2 protein-coding genes and 1 pseudogene are annotated in these 2,255 nt (G+C 36.1%); all 3 read right to left on the reverse strand.

From position 1 onward, the window contains the following. Positions 1-233: 233 nt before the first annotated feature. Positions 234-380 (reverse strand): annotated as a pseudogene (locus EXZ60_RS18745) (transcriptional regulator); the annotation flags it as partial. Positions 381-558: 178 nt separating this feature from the next. Beyond that, a complete protein-coding gene (locus EXZ60_RS18750; RefSeq protein ID WP_019282908.1) occupies positions 559-1,086 on the reverse strand; it encodes a hypothetical protein in 528 nt (175 codons plus the stop codon). Then, positions 1,040-1,750: a winged helix-turn-helix domain-containing protein gene (locus EXZ60_RS18755; RefSeq protein ID WP_171981687.1), complete on the reverse strand. Its 711-nt coding sequence runs from the start codon at positions 1,748-1,750 to the stop codon at positions 1,040-1,042. The genes EXZ60_RS18750 and EXZ60_RS18755 overlap by 47 nt, the downstream gene beginning before the upstream one ends. Positions 1,751-2,255 lie beyond the last annotated feature (505 nt).

A 2,255-nucleotide genomic window follows, 5' to 3' on the forward strand; every position in this document is an offset into this window, starting at 1 on the left:
TCATTAATTATGTTTAGAGCTTGAGAAACATCCATAAAAAAATCCAAGTGCATTAAATACACTTGGATTTTGACAGCTCTGAAGGATCGTTCAACCGATCACTTTGGCCTTAACTGATCGGCATTAAAGTCATAGTGGGATTGATTATTTAACGCCAAATGAAAAATACCAACAAATGCAAAAAGTGGCTTAAAAACTCTCCAAAAAAGCTGGATCATTACACCCCATACCTCTTGTAAAATACACTCTTTAGAAACCACAGCTCCTTGATTATGGAGCAGAAGTTCTAAAATTTTGCTATCAGTAGACTTGAGCTTCTTACTCTTTTCGTGGCTTAGATGTGACAGTTGTCTCCGAGCTGTTGGGTCAAATACCCACATGATGTATCCTTTAATGTTTTCATAAGAGGTTTGCCAGTTATGATGAGTTATGATGAGTTATGATGAGTTATGATGAGTTATGATGAGTTATGATGAGTTATGATGAGTTATGATGTTATCATAACGGAGTTACTGAGTGTAAATCTGTCCTGAGCAATACCTGCAAAGCACTACGTTATTATTTGTTTCCATTTATACTATTTACGTCTACACACTGAATTGCTTGGTCAGATAATTGAACATAGCAGTATTGTCTTGCATCGCTTGGTAGTACTTGAAATTCCTCATCCCCACCATCAAATAGAATATGCTGTTCTGGCCTATCAAAAAATCTTACCTGTTCTTTATCGACAAGCTTACTGATAAATTTAATCGAATATTCATTAAATGGCCAGAATGTGATTAAAAATTGCGTTTTTACAGACTCACCACTATCAAATTTAATATTTGCAAGTAGTTCATATCGGTTGAGAAAAAAAGGAACCAGTGTATAGCTTACCTCTCTATACCGAGAATCTTGTTTTTCCTCGCCATACGTAAGGACAACTTTACTAATGACAGTCTCAGTCTTATTAACAAAGCTAGGTGTGAAAGAAGTAGCAAGGTAGAACTGTATTAGCAACGTAATAATGAGTAGTAGACTCAAGATTCCTATGGTTTTATTGACATACTTCCAACACTTCATTACCAACATCCTCAAGGACACGATTTATATCAACTGAAAAATTATAACTTCTTTGCTGATCGTTGTTTGGTATCAACTTGTAACATGCAATGTAAAGTCGACTTTGATTAGAAGTTATATAGAAATTGACATTAGTGAGATTCTTTTTATGGATAATAGCCTCTACCAACTGACTACTTACTCTGTCATTTTTTTCAACGTAAAAATTGTTACTTCTCACCTTGAATGAATAAAAACTCATGGACTTAGCGCTATCAGGAGCGACAAATAAGAAATGGAATAATAAAATGTTTATAAACAACAAAAATGTAAACCCACTTATCAACAGCCAACTTACTGAGTATTTTTTTATCGCTGTATCTGTTTCTGCTTTTTCCTCTGCTACTAATTTAACAGTGTTTGGCATAAGACAATAGCCCCATTTGGGTATTGTTCTGATAACATTCTGTTCGTTAGCATTGTCACTTAAAGACTGCCTTAACTTAGTTATGGCTTGTGTAATACTGGACTCAGAAACAACTTTGTTTGGCCATACATATGTGAATATTTGCGCCTTTGTTACCGTTTTGCCTTGATTGGTAAGCAATAACTTCAGTAGGTCACTCTCTATATTATCTAGTTTTCTATAGTCATTTGTCTGCAGGTTATGTAACTGCTTATCTGCTCGATGATCAAATATCCACATATTGTTACTCTTGCTGTTGATTTGCTGTCAATCACTGTCTCTAGCCAGATAGTCATTAATGGTAATTCTATCCATTAAATTCTCTACCTTCAATAGATACAGTTAAAACCTACGTATTTTTGCCATCGCTAATGCGGCGCTCCAGATAGGAATAAAATACACCAAGCCCAAATCAATGGAGCAACAAACCTTAGTGGCTCTTGAAGCAAATCGCTGTAATGGTACGGTTAACTTGGATGGTATTTAAGCCTTATAATTATCACTACTTATAAGGAATCTGATATGTCACCAAAACTACGAGTGCAAATCACCCCTGACTTTCAAAGCCTCAGTGTCATCAAACTCCCGCCCTATTCTCCGGAGTTGAATCCAATAGAACGTATGCGCCCCATAATCCCACGGGGCGTTTTAATTTCAGTGTGAGACGTTCCAAGGCAGAAGAGAGTTAATATCAGGCTCTGGCTTTGCCAGTTCTTTCATACATTTGACCATGTAATCGTAGAGT

It is taken from the genome of Vibrio sp. 1151_11, assembly GCF_029478525.1.
In the GTDB taxonomy this organism is placed as follows: Bacteria; Pseudomonadota; Gammaproteobacteria; order Enterobacterales; family Vibrionaceae; genus Vibrio; species Vibrio anguillarum.

What these genes read in the sequence shown, in the direction of transcription:
- EXZ60_RS18755 (WP_171981687.1), bottom strand. Translation starts at nt 1,750, where the DNA reads ATGTGGATATTTGATCATCGAGCAGATAAGCAGTTACATAACCTGCAG.